Here is a 20,491-nt window from a genome sequence, read left to right as displayed (position 1 = left end):
CTTTTAAAGCCTTAGCTTCACTGGGTAAGACACTGGGAGCTTGGAAAGATGAAGTCGCCAGAATGTGGCGGTTTAGTAAATCAAATGGAATCACAGAAGGGTTTCATCGCAAAATGAAACTCATTCAGCGAAGAGCTTATGGGTTTAGAAATTTTGAAAATTATAGAGTGCGTGTTAAGGTGCTCTGCGGGTGATTAATAGCTGCCCCCTTAAATGGGAAAGAGCCGCTTATGGGTTTAGAAATTTTGAAAATTATAGAGTGCGTGTTAAGGTGCTCTGCGGGTGATTAATAGCTGCCCCCTTAAATGGGAAAGAGCCGATTAATAGCTGCCCCCTTAAATGGGAAAGAGCCATAAATCAACAAGTTATATGGTGGAGGCGGCGGGAATTGAACCCGCGACAAATTTTTGTAAATTATTGATATTACTATACCTTATTTAGTGCCCAATATTTTTGGGCAGATTTTGGGTAGTTTTTTGTTGATAATTGTGTTCTTATTCAGTTCGATTCCGTATATGGGAATCGAACTGAATCTCTTACAATTGCTATGTTTTTTTAATTAATCTTTAACGTTGCTTGATAACCCAATTTATAGCTGGGTGAGATACCATTTTTTTCGCCAATTCACTGTCATCGGTTATTAACTCAGGGGATACAATACCTTCATTTCTTATTTTGGTAATAAACAGTTTTTCATTTGCATTAAGAGGCAATAGATCAGCTAATCGTTCTCGAAGCTCTTCAATTCTTGTAACAGCCCACTCCTTTAATTCACGAGTGTTTCTTGAAACAGACATCTGGTGCATGACGGGAACAAGTCGATTGCGCAAATCCGTTAAATCAAAATCTATCTTTTCAGGCACCATATGCGATAAATCGATTTTGGTCATGGCTAAGTAAGTCACAAAGGCCAGTTTCAATTTAGGCTTGTCTAGCGGCATTTGCGTCAATAAATAATGTGCATCAAACCAATCACGACTCGCGCTGCGATCAAATAGCGCAGATAATTTTCCAGCGGCCAGTTCATGAATATCCAGCACAGGGCCTTGCAACTGTTTGTATTCTTGGATATTGGGTGACTTTAATAGAACAGGAAATAATGGTTGGCGATACATAAAATTGATATCAATTTCAAGAGAACCGCGCTGCCCCAATAGGCTGGGATAAAACCACACCATTTTACCGCCAGCATGCATCATCGGAGCACGATGCCGTTCAAATTGGTTTTGTAACATAATTTGCTGAATTGCATCCATGATCATTGGTTTTTCTTCAAGCATCTTTTCTCGATCAAGTGCGCCAATGTAATTGAGGTCAATATCAACAGAAAGTCTTGGTAGACGTTCAAAACAAAAAAGATTGAGTGCTGTGCCTCCTTTTAAAACCAAGCGTTCCTTGAGATATGGAATCGACATGATTTGTTGAAATACATCAAGCAGTCGATACACTTTTTCTAAAATTTCTGGTTTATAGCCGTCAGCTCGCGCCTGACTCATGAGTTGTTCTTTAGAATTCAGCATCAGGTTCTTCCCATGATTGATTGATTACAGATAAGGGCAAGTAGATATTCCAAGGTTTAACCAGTTGAAATTGCTCTGTGGCTGCTCCCGGGATATATTGAGCAACTTTGGGTTTTCCCGCAAGCAAGGGGGATAGCTGCTGTTCTGTAACAGCAAAAGCATCTTGGCGTTGACTTAAAAAATACCCCACTTTTGCATTTAATCGAGAATTATTAAGCATTAAGCAGTAATCAATGACCTGATCAATATTCAATACAGCAAGACTACTTATCGAGCGAAATACCTCTTCCCAGCCACCACAAAGCTCAACTCGATCGAGAACATCAACAAAGGTTCGAGCTGGATTGGTTACCCGAATATCCACGCCTTGCCTGTTTATAGTGACAACACAAATATCAGTTGCTTGCTTCTGTTGCAACGCTTTTGGCACTGCGACAGACTGATACCAATGACCAACAAACTCAAAAGGCTTGCTTTTCTGTTCTGTGACATATGTTAACTGGCCAAAGCTAGAATAGGCCACACCTAATAATTCCAAAGCAGAATGGTAACCGATAACAGCATCTTGTGTCGCTTTGCCTGCCACAAGGTAAGGATCAACCGATACACTATCTACCGATTGATTTGGTGGTACAACCGCATATAATTTGCGGCGAATAGGCTTAATACGGCCAGATTTGGCATAATATGTTAAGGCCGTATTCACCGAAGTAGACTTAATTGCTCCGTGTTCTGACTTGAATAGAGCAAATTCCTCATATCGAAATACCGGATGGTCATAAAAAAACTGCTCTACTGTCATTTGTTTTAATCTCCAATAATATATATATATTAGTAGTTATCGGAGATAAAAACAAATATTAGGTGTTGCTATTCACTATTAACGTTTTTGACCAATCGGTGACTGGCTGATACCCTGCCACAGTTGATTTATCTGGAATCCAACGCCCATAATGTTTGATGATCATTTCTGTATCTCGATGACCCATCTGGGTTGCAACCCACAAAGGGTTTTCCCCCGCTGAAAGCATCATCGAGGCATAAGTGTGACGGGTTTGATACGGGTTACGATATCGAACCCCCGCCTTTTTCAAAATATGTGCCCAACAGGTTTTACGAATCTGACCATCGGTTTCCCATGGAGTATTGGTGCGGGGATTATAAAAGACTCGCTTACCTTCAAGATAAGTAAACGCTTTTTGATTTTTTAAAGCTTCTAATGCAGGAGGAAGCAATAAAACATCACGAACACCCGATTTTGTTTTTGTTCCTTTTTCCTGTTTTAAGACCACCGCACGAGAAACACGAACTAAGCCTTTTAGCCAGTCAATATCCTCCCATTCTAGAGCAATAAGTTCTGACGTGCGAAGACCAGCAAAAAAGGCAAATTGAAATAAATTTCTTGCTTGTCCTGTGGCTGTATTCAAGATGGCTTTAATTTCTTCTTGATCAAATGGATCAACTTCCCAATTGCTTTGGCTGGTCTTTTTATTGATCAGTTTTGAAAGAACTAGTCTATCCAGAGGGTTTCGCTCAATGATGCCGTCATTCAAAGCCTGATCCAGCATATTTCGCAGAGGCGTTATAATATTACGTATCGTTTTGACGGTCAGGTTCAATTCAGTTACCCAGTTACGGATAATGACTGGGGATAGATCGCGGATCGGTATTTTTCCAAAGGTGGGATATAAATGTGCCTCACAAACCTTCCTATACCCATTATAGGTACTTGCTTCTAAAGTTTTTTCAGCGATATCCATATAGTCTTTCAACAGCTCACCGGTTGTTGCTTTGATGATTACATGGCCGAATAGTCGAGCGCGTTTGGAGTCTGGAAAATAATCGGCATAATTAAAAGTACCCAAAGCAATGGCATTAATGATTTCGCCCCGCAGCCGCTCAGCATATTTTAAATTAGCTTTCGTGGGTTCAAGCTTTAATGTTTCCCGACATTGAACTCCACGAAAGCTGAATATAATCCGAATGGCCTGCCCTGTTCCCCACTCACGAATACTTACCCCGCGCGCAGGCTGCAATTCGTTGCCTTGTTTCCGTTTTCCACCCATTTCTCAACCTCAACTAAATTGATCCATATATTGCCATCTGGTCCTATTTTACATTGTACACCATCAAGCCACATGCCGCGTTTGCGTTTGGCGTGTACTGCATCGGATGTGTCGCCAGATTCTTGGCAATATTTTTTGAGTTTTACCCATTTCATAATTAAACTTCCTTCTTTTTTATGAAAAAATTCTACCCAGCAATAGAGCAGTTTTTCTGGTTCATATTCACCTCAAGCACAATCTGATAAAGCTTTAGTAGTTGTACTTCTGATTTGAAGCTGATTGGCAAAAGATCATGACAATGGATTGCACGAATGCTATCAAGAGACGCACTTGATAACTGTGCAATATGCTTTAGGGTATAGTGGGTTGAATCTAAGATATACTGAATCATTCCTTTGTAGATGATCAGCTTTGTATGATGTTCCATGGTTCGGCACTCCTTAACTCCCATCAAACTACAAATAACCTACTGATATTTTTGTAAGTTATGTTAATATTTACTTTTACATCAATGTAATTGAGTTACATAGATGTAACCTATTACATAAATGTAACTAAGTCAAGGCATGTCTACTACTTTTTTGAATGAATCGAGCCATTTACTATTGGCACAGACACTTACCGAATTGATCGGGCGAGATAAAAAACTCTCCCCCGCTGCTCTCGCGCGGCAATTGGGGATCCCAACCAATAAAATTACCCGTATCTTAAATGGTGATGTGACCGATCCAAAAGCCAGCACATTGATTCAAATTGCAAACTATTTTGATATCACCATAGAACAACTTCTGGGCCTGGAACCCATTGTTCGCCAAGGTGAAGCTGAGCTGGAAAGCACAAGGCCATTGCCGGTTTTTGAATTTAGCACGGCAGGAGAGTCTAATAGGCCAAAAGAATGGTATCGGTGGGCAGAGAATGATGTTGACGGTGAATATTATGCTCTTGCAATTGATACCGATCTGTATGAGCCAACTTTTCCGAAAAACTCACTACTCATTATAAACCCGGATATTCCTCCTGATGATCGCTCCTACATAGTTGTAAAGAAAAAGGATGGTTCATCTCATTGCTCAATTAAAAAATACGTTATTGAAGGAAGTCAGATCTATTTGTATCCCATCAATCCCAAGCTCCCAGTAGAAATTTATGATGGAAATTTTTACACTATTACGGGTGTAATCCTTGAGGTACACCAAAAATTGCGTTCTAAGAAGTAAGTTGTCAGGTTGTAACTATGGAAAAATGGAAACCAAAAAGCAAGTTGCTACGTTTTGTCTATCAGCAAATAATTGTACGTTTCACTGGTCAAGTCAGAGAGCCATATCTTATCCGCATTGATAGAATATTTACTCACCCAGATACCAATGAATTATCTGTTGCTTTTCACATTGCCAAAACGCGTTAATCAAGAGATGCCTGTCGCTAAGTTTGTTAAGTCGGATATGATTTACCTCATTGATCCGCGCATCGTTTTCGATATAGGGCAGCAATTTGGCGCCCATTCAGAACAGCTTGCTATTATGGAAAAAAAGAAACCAAGCTTAAAAACTAAATGTGTTGTTGGCTTAAAGCGAGTGTTTGTTGATGAGTAACCCGCTTACCGGTAAATCAAAAACACCGCTTCAATTTAAGTTATTCCATACTCTGATTGGCTTTGCTGTCTTTTTTTCTTTAATTACCGTTCCAGCGGAAGCACAGGTTATCAATCTATTTGGCATACCAACAGCATCCGAATTTCTGTGGTGGCCAATTGTATTTTTTGTTTTTCAATTGATTTACAACGTCTATGGTTTTGCCTATTTGCGGCATGCAACTTATTTGGTAATACTATTCCATGCCATTTACATTTTGTTTTTAAAATTTGCTATCTGGTTACCAGCATCTTCATTCTGGCAAATGCAGGATACATATACGCAGGTACTTGGTAGAGAGTTTTTTTACATCATCGAAAGCTCAGTGTTTTTATGGGGTAGTATCCTTCTACCGATTCGAGTGATCAGCCCCACAAGCGAAAAGAAAGCTCGCTACATGTTTTTAGCCTCTTTGGTGATATTTTCTCTGTTGAATATGTTATGGCTTAATCCTAACAAAGCTCATGAAGATTCTCAGCTTATCATCCCATTATTGATTTACTGCTTTTTCAGCATTTTTTCTCCTGTTTTGCGGAACATTATTACGAAGATTGAAAAGACAGAAAGTCTGGGGGATGCCAATAGGCAGTTACTTAAGTTTCATCTGCCACAGACTGTGGCTAACAGGAACGGTAATATTTTCAAGTACCACCACATCCTTTTTTGCTCCAGCATCGTATTTTTTATCGCATCCAAAACCATGGCAGCTAAATTCATCTCCATTGGCTTTTTAACTATTAATGTGGGCGGCATTGTATTTTCTTTAGCATATTTGGCTGCGGATATGATGACGGATGTTTATGGTATTGAACGCACCAAGCAAATGGTTCTTTTTGTTATTTTTTGTAATTTACTCTTTGTGTTTGACGTCTGGATCACCAATCTTTTGGCTATGGGTGGGGATGGTTCGTTTAAATTAATTTTGCATAATCAAGCGCGAATGTTTGTAGCTTCGGCAACTGCGTTTTTTCTTGGGATGACGATTAATTCGACCGTGATTTCAATTATAAAATCGAGACAGCGAAGGCGGGGCATTTCGTTAAAAAAAGAATTCATCACCACAGTTTGGACTAGAATAGCAACGTCCTCGGCTTTTGGAATCATAATTGATGTCAGTCTTTTTTCTTTGGTGGCGTTCTATGGGATTGTGCCAGCTGATAAACTGGCAAACGTTATCTTATTTGAGGATGCTTATAAGATATCTTATGAAATTGTACTAGCACCAGTATCGATTTTATTGATCTATTTCCTCAAGGTGAAAGAGAAAGTGGATATTTATGATGAGCTATCGAACTTAAATCCATTTAGAATTGATACCAATTACAAGATCAGTGCAAATAAATTTGATGAAAACTATTATAAATCTAAGAGAAATAACGATGGATAAACATATTTATGATTTTATGGCGACCACAATAGAAGTGGCAGCCGAAAACCCCATTGCTCCTTATGGTGCAATTATTGTTTATGATGATAAAGAAGTACTTTTAAAATCGGTCAACAGCGCCCACCATCATCCACTGATGCATGGTGAGTTGTCGGTTATTCATTCCCTTTTTAATAATGGTTTTGATGGTGATGTCAGCAAATTAAGCCTTTATACAACGGCTGAGCCTTGCCCTATGTGTGCTGCTGCTATTTACTGGGCGATGATTCCGAAGGTAGTTTATGGATCATCGATTGCATTTTTGCATGATTTGTTTGGTCGGCAAATTCAGGTTGGGGCTGAGGAAGTTCTTTCTAAAACACCTGATTTTTACAGCTGTCACTTAATTGGTGGAGTGATGGAAGAGAAGTGCAATGATTTATTTATTAAAGCTAAGCAATTAAGAGAATAATCTATAATTAAAACCTCAAAAAATCATGGGTTTTGTGTACACCAATTTTCCATGTGGAGCTTAACTTCAGGTATTTGAACATCATCAACTGAAAGATGTCCGTCAGTAACAACTACTTCTTCATATAAGTAAGCTTGAAAATCATTATAATTAAGCCATATTTTGTTTCCGCTTGCGGCCCTTCCTAAATCCTCAACTACCAGCCAATCTCTCACAGCATTTATAGCTGCACTTACTTCATTATCATGTTTTTTTATATCGCATCCAGATAAATCAGAAATGGCTTTGTGGAATCGGTGTCGCTCACTATCTAAGATAAGAATTTTTTTATCTGGAAATTCTTCTCTGTATATATTTTGACAAGCATAATCAATCCCCAGCTCAAAGGGCATATTCATTCTATAAAACTCACCTGATTTAGCAGATACCATTCTTGATAAATCATGGATGCCAAATTTTGATTCTTTAATGAGATTTACAATTTTATTTATTCGCGTTTGTCCTGAATCGGCGCTTTCAAGAGCTAATCGTGGGGTGTATGAGAGATATATCGCAGTGAACAATATCCCTAAAAAAATTTCTCTAAAATCATCATCAAAGGGACAATTAATGAAAATATTTTTACTATATTCATTTGGCATATAAATAGACCACTATTTTTTATCTTTTGGAGGGCATGGATCTTTCCCATAACTGCGCTTATCTTGGATTTTTCCATCTTTTCCATGTATATATAGCTCGGTTTTTTGATTTTTAGCAATTTGTTTGCCTTGCTCGACAGCTTCTTTCTGTGTTTCGAATACTTTAGTTGCTTTTGAAGAACCCCCTTTTTTTACAGCCCAACCACCACTGGGGTTTTTAACGATATGCTGCCCCTTTTTTTTAGTCATTATTGCACCCTGATTTAATTAATTTCATATATTACAGAAATATAAATTTAAATAATAAAAACCCACTTAGTATTATAGACAAACATACTCTAGCAAACACACTTATTTTCCGTGATTGCTTCAGTAAATTATGAGCCTCAACCAGCGAACTTGATATCATCATTTTTATAGCCTGAACGGACTCGCTGGTAGATTCCTGAAGCAACTTAGCCATAGCGTCTTTACTGCTAGACAATGCGGCATTAAGTACCTTCTCCGCTTTTCCCTTGGCATCATCTTTCCACTGAGAGGAAATGTTTTCCATTTCCTCTTTGAACTGGACAAGCATTTCCTGTTGGGCTTTTCGATTTTCTTCAAGTAGCCTGTCGTTCATGGTCTGAAGGATTAGGATCGGATCATCTTTACCCAAAACCACACCATGTTTGACCGCAATGTCTTGAATGATTTGATTAATTTTATCTGACATTAGATCACCATGGCATTATCAATCTGGCTAAACAGTTGATCTCGTATCAGCTTTAATCGCTGTCTAGTCATAATATTACGCTGAGGGGAGTCGATTGCTTCATTAAAGGTGATTTTTTGTTGAAGCATGTGTGATAGATCCAGGCCGAACGTTTCTTTTTTTAAATCAGGGATATTGATTATTGCCGCGATTCGGTCTTTTGTTTCTTTGTATACCCTTAATTGCTCAAAAGGCTTCCCTTCACTTTCAATTTTTCCCCAATAAGGATTTAACCAAACAACATAACGAACATCTTCTGGAAATTGATTTACCAACTGAGCAAAGCCGTTTATTGTATCCAGCAGCGCTTGACCGCCAGTGATAACGGTATGAATGATCAGCTCATGTCCCATATCTTTTAACAAAATGGGTACTTGGTTGGTGATGAGATAATGCGATAAAGGCACAAAGGTGCTGGCACCATTATCGATAATCACGTCATCTTGCGTATTTGCAATTTTTTCAATTAAAGCATCAAAATGGCGCGGATTTATTTCATCACCTTCCATAATATTCAAGCGTTCTACATTAAGTGACTTAAAACCATGAAAAGTGGCGTTAATGGGATCGGTATCAATACAAAGTGGGGATTGTGCTTTATTAAGCTTGTACTGAGCAGTAGTCGACGAGACAAAGGATTTGCCGACACCACCTTTGCCCTGCATCGTGATATGTATTTTTGCCATTACAAGAGTTCCTCCGGGTTGGGTATTGGATTAAAAGTAAAACCTTTGATTTCATTTGTAGTTTTACTTTTGCTCTGTTTATCATCCCTGGTGTTTTCCTGCTCTGACTTAATTAACTTAAGTACATAATGTCTAAACGCTTTATAGCCAAATGAAATTTGACCTTCATCAGATAAAGTTTCCCAAACAGCTTTCATTGAACACCCCTTATCCAGGGCTTCTCGAATGTCTTCCTTCAGTGAGATAAATTGAATCTTGGCATTGACTCGCCCGTTCTTTTTTTCTGACTGATTTTGGATTACCCGTTCGGAAAGTGGTTTTTTCATTCTTCTATGGCGTCAATTTTTTTATTTAAAAAGACTAAATCATAATTTAGGTTAAAACAAGACAAAAAAAAGAATATTTTGGAACCATTAAAGAATTTACTGGAATATTAAAATTACCATTCAAGTCTTATAAAAGAACTTTTAGGAATAATTTTTGATTATTTTGGTGCTATGGGCGGAAAAGTTCTTTGAAAATCGTTGCAAGTTCCAAAAAGTTCCTGATATGATTCTTAAAAGTGATCTAGAAAAGCAGGGCAAGATAGGTGAAGTTAGCTAACCAGCAAGCTGGCTATCAATCTTCACAAGCCTTATTCGCACCTTTGGTGCTCAACGGGTATCTTGCTTTTTGAGATCAAAAAGAAAACAATCAATTAATACCTAAAGGATTGCAAACCACTTGTTAAGAGGTCAGCATCCTTATGGGCGATAAAAATAAATCACCTACCAGAAAACACGGTCGTCACCTTCGTGTTCCCGTTCTTCCAAATGAAGAAATATCTATTAAATCGAATGCAGCTCAGGCTGGACTTTCTCTTGCTGAATACCTGCGCCGTGTCGGCCAAGGTCACCCAATCCAAAGTGCTATTGATAAGGAGTATATTCTTCAGCTATCCAAAATAAATGCAGACATGGGAAGGCTTGGAGGACTGTTTAAGCTTTGGCTTACTCAGGATAGGCGTGTCGCACACTTTGATCACCGTATGATAAAAGCATTACTGGATCGTATTCAAACAACGCAGGAAGCCATGTTTGAGGTGGTTAAAAAATTATGATTATTCGACATATACCCATGAAATCAGCAAAACTTAGCAGCTTTTCAAGCTTGGTGAAATATATTGTTGATGAACAAAACAAGCAGGAACGAGTCGGCAAAGTCAGGATATCAAACTGTAACAGTATTGACCCCACCTGGGCCATTCAAGAGGTATTAGCAACACAGGCAAGAAATCAACGAGCCAAGGCCGATAAAACTTACCACTTACTCATATCATTTGCTCCTGGGGAAAATCCTGCTGAAGAATTATTGAAGGCTATTGAGGATCGGGTTGTATCAAGCATTGGATTCAAAGAACATCAAAGAATCAGCGCTATTCATCACGACACAGACAACCTGCATATACATGTTGCAGTTAATAAGATTCATCCAAACTCCTTTAATATGATTGAACCGTATAGAGCGTATAGGGCTTTTGCTGAAGTAGCATCAACATTGGAAATTGAGCTTGGACTTGAAATAACCAACCACCAAACACGTAAATCTCGCTCAGAGAATCTTGCCGATGATATGGAACAACATTCAGGTATCGAGAGTTTGATTAACTGGATGAAACGCCATTGCTGGGAGAACTTGGAATCAGCAGAAAATTGGGATGAGTTTCATAAAATTCTTGCCCTGCATGATTTGGAAGTTCGGGTCAAAGCAAATGGATTTGTTTTTTGTAATAAGGATGGCCTTAGTATTAAGGCCAGTTCAGTTTCAAGAGGATTTTCTAAGAAGAATCTTGAGTATCATCTAGGTCCATTTCTCCCTTCACCCTTCAAAACTCAACTAATTAGACAAAATATTTATCGCTATGAACCACTCAACAAACAAGTGATCGGCAAAGAAATTTATGTGCGTTACCTCCACGAAAAAGCGCATGGCAAAACACTTCTTTCCGAAAAACTTAAGAGCCTTCGTGAGGCTAAGTCCCGATTGATTGATAAGGCCAAAAAGCGTGGCAGAATCAAACGTGCTGCTTTGAAACTATTGAAAACCCCAAGGACTCAAAAAAAATATCTATACAAGCAAATCAGCAAAACCCTTTTGAACGACATTGAAAAAATACGGCAAAATTACACTAAAGACCGAAACAATCTGCTTGATTTACATAAAAAAAATACTTGGGCTGATTGGTTGAAATACAAAGCTCAGCAAGGTGATAAAGATGCTTTAACAGCATTGCGTTACCGTAACCGAAAAAATCAAAGTAGCTACACCTTATCTGGCAAATCTCCCGGTATTTCATCAGCTGATATTGAGCAAGTTGACTCCATTACTAAAGAAGGAACTGAGATTTATAAAGTTGGCAAGGCTGTCATCAGAAATAACGGAAGGGAAATCAACATTTCTAAAGGTGGATCTGTTGCCACACTGAAAAAAGCAATTGAGATGGCACAGCAGAGATATGGAAGGCATATACAGGTAAATGGCTCGCCTCTTTTCAAAAAGATCATTATTCAATTAACCGTTCAGAACAACATCCCAATCACCTTTGCTGATCCTGAAATGGAATCTCAGCGCCAAAAATTAACTGCACAACTGGAGAAACAATATGAGCAATCAAGACGATACAGATTTAATGATGGAAGAAGAACTTCAAGAAGCCATGAAGCTGCTGGAGCAGCCTTTGGAGAAAGAAAAATCCGTGCCAGATCACAGTCGAACTCTGTCAGCACTAGACAAGGCCCGCCAGCCAAAGGTCAAAACAGCTTGCGAAACTTGTCCCAACTCGATATGGTTCAGCTCACCAGAAGAAGTGAAATGCTATTGCAGGATAATGCACATGATCAGCTGGAGCGGCAAAGACTCCAACCTGATAACCATGTGCGACGGAAAATTTTTGGATTAAAGCCGAAAGATAAAAATATCAAGCACTCATGAGGTTCGATCGAGAGCAACTTGGACAAGGAGGATATCGGCTCCTGGCCGCTAACCACAAACTGAATTAAAATGGAATCTTTACCTAAACCCCCAGTCGGATGCAAAGATGATGAAAAAAGCAGAGGTTATAATCGACTTGCCCCTTGTTCAACGATTAGTTAACAAACAATTTCCGCAGTGGACTGATTTGACAATCAAACCAGTTGCATCCAGTGGATGGGATAATCGAACGTTTCACCTTGGCGACGATATGACGATTAGGCTTCCGAGTAATGCAGCATATGCAACACAAGTCGAGAAAGAACAATATTGGTTGCCTAAATTGGCGCCTGAATTGCCACTAGCCATTCCAAAACCAGTCGCTATGGGTAAGCCCACAAACGAGTATCCATGGCACTGGTCAATCTATCAATGGCTAGAAGGGCAAACTGTCACAGCCTCGCGTATCAGTGATAAGAATCTTTTTGCTGAAAACCTGGCAAAATTTCTTAATGCTTTACAACAGTGTGATACGTTAGGCGCGCCAGTAGCTGGGCCTGATAATTTTTATCGTGGCGGAGACTTGAGCGTTTATGATGTTGATACCAGAAAAGCCCTTGCTCAAATTGATAATGAACAATTGGCAAATACACTAACAGCTATCTGGGAAAAGGCACTATCTTCCACATGGCAAAATGATCCAGTCTGGGTGCATGGTGATGTTGCTGTTGGCAATTTACTTGTAAATAAAGGTGAACTCGTTGCCGTTATTGACTATGGACAACTTGCCATAGGGGATCCTGCTTGTGATTTAGCCATCTATTGGACCTTTTTATCAGGACATAGCCGTGACATATTTCGTGACATTTTAGAGCTTGATAAGGATACATGGGACAGAGGGCGCGGTTGGGTTTTATGGAAAACACTATGCGCACCGATTGCAGGGACTGACTGCGATACAATTTTGAATGACATCATTACTGACTTTAATTTAGTTTCGGGAAGTGAGTCGTATGATAAGTAATAGAACTTTGCCTGAAGTATTAAGCCAACAGAAATTTCTAGCGCGAAAATTTTCAACTTCGTTCGATTGCGATCACCAAATAACTCAATCCTTTTTGAGCCTGGGAATTTCTAGTTTTAATGAGGCGGTAAATTACATTCATAGCTTACCTTATGGAAGAAATACTTCTCGCAAGGATTATAGACTAGTTTTAAAGGAAGGTAGAGGCACATGCAGCACAAAGCATGCTCTTATAAAATCATTGGCAGATGAGAATCGTGTCGATCTCGATTTGTTAGCAGGTGTTTTTTTAATGACAGAATCAAATGCACCGGCAATCAGCCAAATTTTAAAACAGTACAATGTTAGTGCCATTCCTGAAGCACACTGCTATTTACGCTGTAAAGGCAAATCATTTGACATCACTTTTCCAGACAAAATTACAGACCCCACTAGCCTCATTATTTTGGAAGAAATATCAATAAGCCCTGAACAAATAGGCGAATATAAAATAAATTTTCATCAAAATTTTATTCGCAACTGGATCAACAGTAACGACTTATCTATTTCCTATGAAGATTTATGGAGTTGTAGAGAAAAATGTATAAACGCTTTGAGCGAAGCATCATAGGGTAAAAAACATGATTAAAATTGATATCCGCAAGGCGGACAGTGATGACCTACCTTCCATTATACAATTACTTGCCGATGACTTGCTTGGTGCTCAGAGAGAAGATAGTGCCATGCCGCCCAACGCGCTTTACCTTAAAGCATGGGATAACATTTCCAAGAATAATAACTGTGAAATATTTGTTGTAGAAGATCAAGGTAAAGTCGTTGGTGTCGCTCAATTAGATTACTTACAATACTTAACCTACCAAGGTGGACGTCGAGCTCAAATTGAAGGTGTTAGAGTTCATCGAGAATACCGGAATAAAGGTATTGGCAAAAAGTTATTTCAATTCTTAATAGAGAAGGCCCGCCAGAATGACTGTCACTTAGTGCAGCTCACGACAGACATCACCAGACCAGATGCCCTGAAATTTTATGAGAGCCTTGGATTTGTGCAAAGTCATATCGGTATGAAACTTCACTTTGAAAAAAAGACGGAGGCTGATAATGAGCCAAAGCCGTAAGAGCAACTATTTCATTTTAACTGGTGCTATGGGGGCAGGTAAATCAACAATCCTCAAAGAATTGAGAAAATTTGGATTACTCTGCGTTGATGAACCGGCCAGGCAAATTTTAGCGGAACAAAGAGCAATCGAAGGAAGAGGTGTTCCTGAGCATGATCCAAAATTATTTACCGACCTTCTACTATCTCGCTCAATCTACCAATTCAAGCAAATGGAAAATCGTCAGGGCATCGTTATTTATGATCGTGGCATTCCTGATAACATTTGCTATGCAGGACTATTTGACTTAGATTCGCATTCTTCAACCAAAGCTGCTTATCAATATCAATACGACAAACACGTTTTCTTCCTCCCAGCTTGGGAAGAAATTTATGAAAATGATGATGAGCGTAAAATGACTTACAGTCAGGCCAAGTTGTTTGGTGATGAAGTCAGGAAGGTTTATGAAGACTTGAGCTACAATATCATTGAAGTTCCATTGCTACCCCCATATGAACGAGCAGAGTTCATAGTTAATACCATTGTAAAAAAAATGGGGGCTCAATCAGCAATACCTCTTAAAACAGCGCCTGATTGTCAAAATATATTACAAGAGCTCAAACAAAGGGAACCAATTTTTCACAGGCGAGAGTTTGGCACATCCCGTGAAGCATTGGAAAATATGACGACTACATCCTTTTGGGAGATCGGTGCTTCAGGACGAAGGTATAGCCGAGAAGATGTCATCAAAACATTGCTTGAAAGATATCAACAGGAGCCTATTGATGAATGGAAAACTGAGCAGTGGGGAGCAACAGATTTTTGTTGCCAGGAAATCGCTGATCATAATTACTTGCTAACTTATACCCTTATACAGGGAACAAGAATCACAAGGCGTTCAACGATATGGCGGCTTGAAAATGATTCCTGGAAGATTGCATATCATCAAGGTACTGTGGTGGAAGATACATTATGACCGATGAAAAGGCTAATAATATACTTAAAGAAGCTATTCAATGGGCCTGCAAAGTCCTGACATCGCTTGGGTATACTCTAAAAACAGATTTACCAGAAAAGGTGCAACACACCCATTGGTCTTATGTCGTCAGGTTTAAAACATCTGAGGGATATGTCTATCTAAAACAAACGCCACCGGCAATTGCCTTGGAAGCTAAAATATCTCAAGTTTTACATGAACAATTTGATGCCTCTACACCAAAAATAATAGCTTCAAACGCCGAATTGAATTGTTTTTTAATGAAAGATGCTGGTCAATCTTTAAGAGAAATACTAAAGAAGAAATTTGATAAAGAATTGGTTTGTAGCGCTATTGACCAATTTACATCACTTCAGATAGCAGTTTCAGAGCGCGTTGATGTTCTTCTGGATGTTGGTGTGCCAGATTGGCGATTAGAAAACTTTCCTGACTTGTATAGAGAGGTAATTTCAGACAAGAAGTTGTTGATGGATGATGGATTGTCAGAAATAGAAATCGATGAAGTAGGGGCTTTGGTTCCAAAGATTTACACTTTATGTGAAAAATTATCTTCATATTCAATAAAACAAACCATTGTCCAGCCTGACTGCAATGACAATAATATACTTATTGATGACACCTCAAAGACAATCACTATCATTGATTTAGGTGAACTAGTTATTTCCCATCCTTTTTTTTCGCTGCTTAATTTTTTGCACATAATTAAAAAACATCATGCCTTAAAAGAAGAGGATAAGACTTATGTGGAGATAAAGAGCGCCGGTCTTAAGCCTTACATGATGTTCGAGTCCGAAGAAAATATATCAGGTGCTTTTTTAATAGCACAAGAACTATGGTTTGTTTATGGAATCTTAGCACATTATCGATTAATGCTGGCATGTGGTAAGAAAAGAATCATGTCCTGGCAACACGGAAAACTTAGCAGTTTATTTAGAGGCTTTATGGCCAGCGGAAGATGATATGACCGATGAAAAGGAAAATAATATAGATATTCCAGGTGACTTTAAAGAACGAATTATCAATACACATGGTGAAAAAGGTTCAGCATGGCTTAGCGGTTTAAGTCATGTAATAAAGTACGCTGAACAAGCCTACAAGCTATCAAATATCCAGCCTCTACCCCATCTTTCTTTCAACTATACAACCACTGCAAGGCAAAGTGATGGAAAGACCATTATTGTTAAATTTTGTATGCCTGGAACTGAGGCTGACAGTGAAATAGAGGCACTTAATTTTATGCGTGGCGAAGGCATTGTTAAACTTATTAATTATGATAGGAATCAAGGTATTTTGTTACTTGAGGAATGTTGCCCAGGAAAAACATTAGCAAATGTTGTTAGTGAATCTGAAGCGACGCGTATTGCAGCTAATGTCATTATTAACATCCAAAAGTCGATATCTGATGAATTAAAGTTTCCCTCGACACTTGATTGGTTTAAACGACTTGATATAGAGGTTAAATGTCCTTCAGGGTTCAACACCAAGCACATTAAAAAAGCAAAACGCATTGCTGGTGAGTTGCACAATCAGTCAAAGAAAAAAGTCTTACTGCATGGAGATCTTCACCATTTCAACATTTTGTCTGCCCACAGACAGCCATGGTTAGCGATTGATCCAAAAGGTGTAGTAGGGCCACCAGAATATGAATGTGGAGCTTTTCTAAGGAACCCTATTCCTCAACCTTGCGACTATGCCCAACCTGAAAAAAATTATGGCTGATCGCATTGATATCTTCGCTGAAATACTTGGTTTTGATCGACAAATTATTACTGGCTGGGGATACTCGCAAGCTATTTTAGCCAGTGTTTGGTGTCTTGATATGAAATCTGACGATTGGGGTGTTTTTTTGGCGTGTGCTGAGGTATTAAATGATTTTATATGAAATACGAATCATAGCGGTCAGCTGAAGGTCAAAACAGTTCTCAGAGCCTGCCCAACTCAATATAGTTCAGTTCATATACGCAAGCATCATAATTTTGCGAGGTTTGTTAGATGCTGGCTAAAATCTCTGCGACTACATTAGTTTTCCACACAACACCCAAATCAGATTCAGAATTAATGCGGCCACTATAAACGCCAAGAAGATTAGTGATTGGATTATTAAAAAAAGCCGTACTACCTCCTTCCAATGCTACAGCACCTCCGCTTCTATGTGCCACTACGGGCGATCCTGATTGCCCTTGTCTTGATCGGCAATCAATCAAAAACTTTGGCATGCCTTCATATTGTAAATTCGGTTCGCTTGCCATAAAACCTGTTGCCCATATGGCAAGGCAACCACCAGCAGTTTTTCCAAATGGGAAACCGATAACGCTTACAATATCAGCAGGGCTAATGGCAATTTTATTTTTTTCATCAAGGGAATATGGGTAGCAAATAACACTGTCATTTAGCTGTAGAGATAAGGCAACCACATCTGCCTTTTCGCCTAATTTTGGGTGTTCATGCCACAGAGGTTCTTGCATTATTTCTGGGTCATTGTAAAGCTTTTGCTTAATAGGCATCCAACTACCCAATTTGTCTTTAACATTGTGAAAAATTTCCACACTATTTGGTATGCCGCCATGAGACGAAAGTACTTCGCCAGTATAAGGATTTCTACCTGTGAAGTTATGTCTATTAGTGATCAATACATATCCACTTAGTGTTTCGATAGTAAAGCCAGTTCCTGTAGCCAATAGTGTATCGTTAAAATACATTCTTAAGAATAGAGATTGGACAGATTGTATTTGTATACTGTTTGGCTTATTTGATGACACTTACATTCTCGATAAAATCTTTGTACATAAATATCAGAATAACAAATTGACAAAAGAAAGTGGAATACCATCTCACTTAATGTATGCGAGTGTATGATGGGTTGCTTCAAAATACTCCCTATTATTGGTTGCATTTATATTTGAGACAACACGATAACAGTAAATCAGGGTGCCAACTGTTTATAGATTATGTGATATGAACAACGTTTCCTTTTTGCGGCTGACGTAAATATTTATATCGCTTAGCAATTCTATCAACCTTGGGTTTAATCTGCCGTTTCACACCATCAATTCCTAGCTTACTACGGTTGCCCAAGTCATTAAAATCACTGAATTGTTTAGGATTTAATGACTGCTCACCTGGCGCAAAGGTCGGTATAACAATAAAGCCGTTGACTGCATCGGCGGCTTCACCAGCTTTTTCTTTGCCTGGGTTGATACCTTTCGATTGCTCAAGGCGCTTGTCATCATCCGCGGCCAGCATGATCGGGGTATGGGGATATTTTTCATGTATTGCCTTTGCCACCGATTTAAGATTTCCTGCATCAAAGGCAGAAACAACGGCTGGCAGATCAGTGGCTTCTTTTATCGTTGCCGCAGTTGCATAGCCTTCAGCAATGACAATGACAGGCGAGTCAGCAAGCTTTTCCAAGCCACCTAATGCATGAAAGCATCCTTCCTTTTTGGAGTCTTTGGCAAAATTTTTGGTGCCATCATCACCGATATATTGAATACTCCAGATTTTGCCATCGATATCCATTGCTGGAATACAGGTCATTTTGTGAGCATGGCTAGTATAAACACCAGGGTGAAGCTGAATACCTTTTGACTTCATATACGGGGTTAGCTCGGTGGCTTCTTTCATTTTAGATAGCCTAAGCTTTAGTTTGAGTGCGGTACTTTCATACTTTTCATCAAGCTCAAGTTCTCGATTTTTCTGATTCTCAAGCGCTTGGGCTTTAAGCGCTGATTTTTGCTCATCGGTTAATACATAACCTTTGCACTTCCATTTTAATTCACTACCGGTACGGTTATTTTTAATATAGCCTGCGGGAATACCATCTAAATGGGCTACATAAAATCCCGCCTTTTCACCGTGTTTATCATCGTCCATTTGAATGCGGTGGGGTTTACCATCCATGATAGGATGTTCACCTGTTACGATTGCACCTAAGCTGATTAACGCTTCCTTGAATTCATCAGCAGGTGAAAGGGCTTTATCTTCTGGCGAAATTTGGTTTGCTGGAAGCCAGGCTTTGATTTTTTCAATAGAAACACCTGGGTTTGCATACCAGCATTTTTGTTCTTTATTCCAGGCAATGCCAGGTGTGCCATCAGCCAGTTTTCCGGCGATTGATTTTGCTTGGTCTTTTTCTTTGTATGGGATGCTAAGCCAGATTTTTTCAGAGATGGATAGTTTTGATTCCATGAGGATTTCCTCTTTTGGTTGCTCATCCCTGATTTCAATGCTTTGCTCAAGATTTATATCTTGGACTTGTTCTAAAGAGAATATGTGATTGACGATTTTTTCCGCATCAGCTGATGCTCTGAATATTTCCAGCGGATCATTTTCTAAAACGCGAATCCATGATTTGATGTAAGTCGTGTGTTGGGAAGGGTCATGTCCAATGCCAAGCTCCGAACCCAACAACATGCTGGCGATTTCAGCCCTTAGTTCCTCTTTGGCGTAAGCTTCACTGCCAAAGGGATGGCTTAGATCCCGATCAAGCCTGGAGGGATGACCACTCCAATGCCCAAGTTCATGAAGGGCTGTAGCATAATAATGGGCGGCTGATTTAAATTGCTCTTTGGGCGGCAGGTGAATGCTGTCGGTTGATAGTCTGTAAAATGCTCTATCAGATTCGGAATGGAAAATGGCAGCACCGGAATTAAGCAGCAGGTTTTCTGCTCTTTCAATTAAAGACCAGTCCTGCTCCTTTTGTACTAGCTCGGGCATATTGTCAATTTGTGAAGCGTGGAATACCCTGGCATAAAACACCTTGGGTCTTTCAAGGTTGACTTGCACTTTAACCGGATTGCCCTGTCCATCGAGGACTAAGTTTCCCGCTTCATCCTTTTTGACTTTTTCATCTGTGAACTTCCAGTATTGAACGGTCGTGCCTTTTTCTCCCTTCCTCACTTGTGCATCAATACTTTGGGCTTGTTTGTAAGTTAACCAGCGATTGTCTCCGGTTTGATTCAGCATTAAATACAAAGCATTGATGCCGCGATATCGCTTTCCTGTGACAGGATTAAAAGGAATTTGCCCGTTGCCGATACCTGGCTCCCATGGTTTTAACCAGGGTGCGGTTCCAAGTTTCAGGCTTTCGATGATTTGATTGGCGACAATCTGGTGATGAGACAACTTAGTCATAGACTGCCTCCTGAGCATCAATTGCGCTTAAGGCATCTTCAGAAAAGGCGCCCATAGTGTCTGCCTCAATGGGTGTGACGTCAGCGATAAAACCAGGAATCATCAAGTCCTCTAATTTTTCTGCAATCACATCGTTTAGATTGGTTTCTTTATTCATG

The 20,491-nt window shown here is 39.3% G+C and carries 27 protein-coding genes; 14 read left to right on the top strand and 13 right to left on the bottom strand.

Translation table 11 applies throughout. The features are described from left to right. Window positions 1-194, top strand: a 194-nt coding sequence (locus E1O52_RS10375; protein WP_165474655.1) for a transposase, incomplete at its 5' end; no start/stop codon positions are given. A gap of 372 nt (window positions 195-566) precedes the next feature. Here the strand turns inward: E1O52_RS10375 and E1O52_RS10370 are convergent. Genes E1O52_RS10370 through E1O52_RS10350 form a run of 5 tightly spaced genes read right to left on the bottom strand, consistent with a single transcriptional unit; the run spans window position 567 to window position 4,013 of the window. Beyond that, window positions 567-1,520: a nucleotidyl transferase AbiEii/AbiGii toxin family protein gene (locus E1O52_RS10370; protein WP_133128641.1), complete on the bottom strand. Its 954-nt coding sequence runs from the start codon at window positions 1,518-1,520 to the stop codon at window positions 567-569. Next, the gene (locus E1O52_RS10365) at window positions 1,507-2,322 is read right to left on the bottom strand and encodes a type IV toxin-antitoxin system AbiEi family antitoxin domain-containing protein (protein ID WP_133128640.1); all 816 of its coding nucleotides are present in this window, start codon (window positions 2,320-2,322) and stop codon (window positions 1,507-1,509) included. The genes E1O52_RS10370 and E1O52_RS10365 overlap by 14 nt, the downstream gene beginning before the upstream one ends. 58 nt (window positions 2,323-2,380) lie before the next feature. Continuing rightward, complete coding sequence (locus E1O52_RS10360; RefSeq protein WP_133128639.1) at window positions 2,381-3,586, bottom strand: site-specific integrase; 1,206 nt, start codon at window positions 3,584-3,586, stop codon at window positions 2,381-2,383. Further along, on the bottom strand, window positions 3,535-3,741 hold the full coding sequence (locus tag E1O52_RS10355; protein WP_133128638.1) for an excisionase: 207 nt from the start codon (window positions 3,739-3,741) through the stop codon (window positions 3,535-3,537). Before E1O52_RS10355 ends, E1O52_RS10360 begins: the two co-directional genes overlap by 52 nt. Window positions 3,742-3,773: 32 nt before the next feature. Then, window positions 3,774-4,013, bottom strand: coding sequence for a hypothetical protein (locus E1O52_RS10350; RefSeq protein WP_133128637.1), 240 nt, complete (start codon window positions 4,011-4,013; stop codon window positions 3,774-3,776). 139 nt (window positions 4,014-4,152) lie between these two features. Here E1O52_RS10350 and E1O52_RS10345 point away from each other — a divergent pair, with 139 nt between their 5' ends. The 4 genes from E1O52_RS10345 to E1O52_RS10330 all read left to right on the top strand — a co-directional run bounded on the left by E1O52_RS10345 (window position 4,153) and on the right by E1O52_RS10330 (window position 7,055). After that, window positions 4,153-4,803 (top strand): helix-turn-helix domain-containing protein, encoded by a 651-nt coding sequence (locus E1O52_RS10345; protein ID WP_133128636.1) that lies wholly within the window; start codon window positions 4,153-4,155, stop codon window positions 4,801-4,803. A gap of 147 nt (window positions 4,804-4,950) precedes the next feature. Then, window positions 4,951-5,178 carry a hypothetical protein gene (locus E1O52_RS13370; RefSeq protein ID WP_242602229.1) on the top strand — a complete coding sequence of 76 codons (228 nt, stop codon included), beginning with the start codon at window positions 4,951-4,953 and terminating at the stop codon, window positions 5,176-5,178. Between the two features lie 226 nt (window positions 5,179-5,404). Further along, window positions 5,405-6,604, top strand: a complete 1,200-nt coding sequence (locus tag E1O52_RS10335; protein WP_242602228.1) for a VUT family protein — start codon at window positions 5,405-5,407, stop codon at window positions 6,602-6,604. Further along, window positions 6,597-7,055, top strand: a complete 459-nt coding sequence (locus E1O52_RS10330; protein ID WP_133128634.1) for a nucleoside deaminase — start codon at window positions 6,597-6,599, stop codon at window positions 7,053-7,055. The genes E1O52_RS10335 and E1O52_RS10330 overlap by 8 nt, the downstream gene beginning before the upstream one ends. A 23-nt stretch (window positions 7,056-7,078) precedes the next feature. Here E1O52_RS10330 and E1O52_RS10325 read toward each other — a convergent pair whose 3' ends face one another. Genes E1O52_RS10325 through E1O52_RS10305 form a run of 5 tightly spaced genes read right to left on the bottom strand, consistent with a single transcriptional unit; the run spans window position 7,079 to window position 9,462 of the window. Then, window positions 7,079-7,696 carry a hypothetical protein gene (locus tag E1O52_RS10325; protein WP_133128633.1) on the bottom strand — a complete coding sequence of 206 codons (618 nt, stop codon included), beginning with the start codon at window positions 7,694-7,696 and terminating at the stop codon, window positions 7,079-7,081. A 12-nt stretch (window positions 7,697-7,708) separates the two neighbouring features. Beyond that, entirely contained in the window at window positions 7,709-7,945 is a 237-nt protein-coding gene (locus E1O52_RS10320) for a DUF2188 domain-containing protein (RefSeq protein WP_133128632.1), read from the bottom strand. Window positions 7,946-7,976: 31 nt separating this feature from the next. Then, window positions 7,977-8,411, bottom strand: coding sequence for a conjugal transfer protein TraM (locus E1O52_RS10315; protein ID WP_133128631.1), 435 nt, complete (start codon window positions 8,409-8,411; stop codon window positions 7,977-7,979). Then, window positions 8,411-9,136, bottom strand: a complete 726-nt coding sequence (locus tag E1O52_RS10310; RefSeq protein WP_133128630.1) for a P-loop NTPase family protein — start codon at window positions 9,134-9,136, stop codon at window positions 8,411-8,413. Before E1O52_RS10310 ends, E1O52_RS10315 begins: the two co-directional genes overlap by 1 nt. Continuing rightward, window positions 9,136-9,462 carry a TraK family protein gene (locus tag E1O52_RS10305; RefSeq protein ID WP_133128629.1) on the bottom strand — a complete coding sequence of 109 codons (327 nt, stop codon included), beginning with the start codon at window positions 9,460-9,462 and terminating at the stop codon, window positions 9,136-9,138. Before E1O52_RS10305 ends, E1O52_RS10310 begins: the two co-directional genes overlap by 1 nt. A 419-nt stretch (window positions 9,463-9,881) precedes the next feature. Between E1O52_RS10305 and traJ the strand changes: the two genes are divergently transcribed. The 9 genes from traJ to E1O52_RS13215 all read left to right on the top strand — a co-directional run bounded on the left by traJ (window position 9,882) and on the right by E1O52_RS13215 (window position 17,082). Then, window positions 9,882-10,235, top strand: coding sequence for a conjugal transfer transcriptional regulator TraJ (traJ, locus tag E1O52_RS10300; RefSeq protein ID WP_133128628.1), 354 nt, complete (start codon window positions 9,882-9,884; stop codon window positions 10,233-10,235). Beyond that, the gene (traI, locus tag E1O52_RS10295; protein WP_133128627.1) at window positions 10,232-12,106 is read left to right on the top strand and encodes a TraI/MobA(P) family conjugative relaxase; all 1,875 of its coding nucleotides are present in this window, start codon (window positions 10,232-10,234) and stop codon (window positions 12,104-12,106) included. The genes traJ and traI overlap by 4 nt, the downstream gene beginning before the upstream one ends. 106 nt (window positions 12,107-12,212) lie before the next feature. After that, entirely contained in the window at window positions 12,213-13,109 is an 897-nt protein-coding gene (locus tag E1O52_RS10290) for an aminoglycoside phosphotransferase family protein (RefSeq protein WP_133128626.1), read from the top strand. Next, window positions 13,099-13,719 (top strand): hypothetical protein, encoded by a 621-nt coding sequence (locus tag E1O52_RS10285; RefSeq protein WP_133128625.1) that lies wholly within the window; start codon window positions 13,099-13,101, stop codon window positions 13,717-13,719. Before E1O52_RS10290 ends, E1O52_RS10285 begins: the two co-directional genes overlap by 11 nt. Window positions 13,720-13,729: 10 nt before the next feature. Next, window positions 13,730-14,224, top strand: coding sequence for a GNAT family N-acetyltransferase (locus E1O52_RS10280; protein WP_133128624.1), 495 nt, complete (start codon window positions 13,730-13,732; stop codon window positions 14,222-14,224). Beyond that, entirely contained in the window at window positions 14,208-15,179 is a 972-nt protein-coding gene (locus E1O52_RS10275) for an AAA family ATPase (RefSeq protein ID WP_133128623.1), read from the top strand. Before E1O52_RS10280 ends, E1O52_RS10275 begins: the two co-directional genes overlap by 17 nt. Continuing rightward, the gene (locus E1O52_RS10270; protein WP_133128622.1) at window positions 15,176-16,159 is read left to right on the top strand and encodes an aminoglycoside phosphotransferase family protein; all 984 of its coding nucleotides are present in this window, start codon (window positions 15,176-15,178) and stop codon (window positions 16,157-16,159) included. Before E1O52_RS10275 ends, E1O52_RS10270 begins: the two co-directional genes overlap by 4 nt. Before the next feature lies 1 nt (window position 16,160). Further along, on the top strand, window positions 16,161-16,919 hold the full coding sequence (locus tag E1O52_RS10265; RefSeq protein ID WP_133128621.1) for an aminoglycoside phosphotransferase family protein: 759 nt from the start codon (window positions 16,161-16,163) through the stop codon (window positions 16,917-16,919). After that, a complete protein-coding gene (locus E1O52_RS13215) occupies window positions 16,912-17,082 on the top strand; it encodes a hypothetical protein (RefSeq protein WP_165474781.1) in 171 nt (56 codons plus the stop codon). The genes E1O52_RS10265 and E1O52_RS13215 overlap by 8 nt, the downstream gene beginning before the upstream one ends. Before the next feature lie 106 nt (window positions 17,083-17,188). On the opposite strand, the gene E1O52_RS10260 is transcribed toward E1O52_RS13215, so the two are convergent. From E1O52_RS10260 to E1O52_RS13210, 3 genes are all read right to left on the bottom strand, one after another. Further along, complete coding sequence (locus E1O52_RS10260) at window positions 17,189-17,959, bottom strand: trypsin-like serine peptidase (protein WP_133128620.1); 771 nt, start codon at window positions 17,957-17,959, stop codon at window positions 17,189-17,191. A 187-nt stretch (window positions 17,960-18,146) separates the two neighbouring features. Beyond that, a complete protein-coding gene (locus E1O52_RS10255) occupies window positions 18,147-20,333 on the bottom strand; it encodes a zincin-like metallopeptidase domain-containing protein (RefSeq protein WP_133128619.1) in 2,187 nt (728 codons plus the stop codon). Further along, a complete protein-coding gene (locus E1O52_RS13210) occupies window positions 20,326-20,490 on the bottom strand; it encodes a hypothetical protein (RefSeq protein ID WP_165474780.1) in 165 nt (54 codons plus the stop codon). The genes E1O52_RS10255 and E1O52_RS13210 overlap by 8 nt, the downstream gene beginning before the upstream one ends. Between the last annotated feature and the right edge of the window lies 1 nt (window position 20,491).

Origin of the sequence: Legionella nagasakiensis (assembly GCF_900639915.1) — a bacterium.
Lineage (GTDB): Bacteria > Pseudomonadota > Gammaproteobacteria > Legionellales > Legionellaceae > Legionella_A > Legionella_A nagasakiensis.
The sequence above is the reverse complement of the archived record's forward strand: the minus strand, read 5'-3'. Positions and strand labels throughout refer to the sequence as shown.